The sequence below is a fragment of the Synechococcus sp. CCY9202 genome, from assembly GCF_034931685.1.
Classification (GTDB): domain Bacteria; phylum Cyanobacteriota; class Cyanobacteriia; order PCC-6307; family Cyanobiaceae; genus CBW1002.
The window spans coordinates 1-1,054 of the sequence record NZ_JAYGID010000080.1 but is presented as its reverse complement, the minus strand read 5'-3'; the positions used below and the strand labels follow the sequence as shown (position 1 = coordinate 1,054).

Here is a 1,054-nt window from a genome sequence, read left to right as displayed (position 1 = left end):
CCGGTAACCAGCAGCCGGACCACAGCCGCATCAGCGACTTCCGCCGCCGCCATCTCGGAGCCCTGGAGGAGCTGTTTGTGCAGATCCTGCGCTTGTGTCAGAAGGCCGGCATGGTGAGCCTGGGGCAGGTGGCGCTGGATGGCACCAAGGTGAAAGCCAATGCCTCCAAGCACAATGGCCATGAGCCACCAGCGGATGCTCAAATCCGAGAAGCAGTTGGAGCAGGAGATCAGGGAGCTGCTGCGCAAGGCCGAGATCCTCGACGCCCAGGAGGATGGCCGCTACGGCAAGGGCAAACGCGGCAGCGACCTGCCTGAGGCACTGCGCCGCCGAGAAGACCGGCTGGAGAAGATTCGCCAGGCTCGCCGGGAACTGGAGGCTGAAACCGCGGCTGCCGCTGCACGGGAACGACAGGAGCAGGCGGCAGCGGCCGCGAAGGCCGCGGAAGAGGCGCCCGAGCCGCAACGGCAAGAATGCAGCAAGACAGCCGATCGCGTAGTCGAGAAGGCAGCTGCGGCAAAAGATCTGGCGATCGCCAAGGCCAACGACGCGGGCCTGGGACCACCTGATCTTGAGCCGCTGGCGGCCGATCAGATGCCCCATCGCGGCCTGGCGCACAAGGCTTGCGGCACACCGACAAAAGGCAGCCAGCGCAATTTCACTGATCCAGCCAGCCACATCATGAAGAGCAATGGGAACTGGATTCAGGGCTACAACTGCCAAGCAGCTGTGGATGGGGATTACCAGGTGATCGTGGCCATCGGCGTCAGCAACCAGCCGCCTGATGTGGAGCATCTCGAACCGATGCTTGAGCGCACCATTGCCAACACCGCTCAGCTCCCGAAAACGTTGATCGCGGATGCCGGCTACTGGAGCGAGGCCAACGCCGAGGCCTGCGCGGCACGGGGCGTCGATCCCCACATCGCGACCGGCAGGGAGAAGCACGGCCAGCCTCCAGCACCAACCCGTGGCCCCATCCCCCAAAATCTGGATGCCAAGGGCCGGATGAACCGCAAGCTGCGCTGCAAGAAAGGACGCGAGATCTACGCCAGGC

At 64.5% G+C, this 1,054-nt stretch carries 2 protein-coding genes; one reads left to right on the top strand and one right to left on the bottom strand.

Translation table 11 applies throughout. From position 1 onward, the window contains the following. A partial coding sequence (locus tag VB777_RS17435; RefSeq protein WP_416238345.1) for a hypothetical protein occupies nucleotides 1–182 on the bottom strand: 182 nt, incomplete at its 3' end. On the opposite strand from VB777_RS17435, the gene VB777_RS10700 reads away from it, so the two are divergent. After that, on the top strand, nucleotides 181–1,054 hold an 874-nt coding region (locus VB777_RS10700), incomplete at its 3' end, for a transposase (RefSeq protein WP_416238344.1). The two genes, VB777_RS17435 and VB777_RS10700, sit on opposite strands and share 2 nt — an antisense overlap.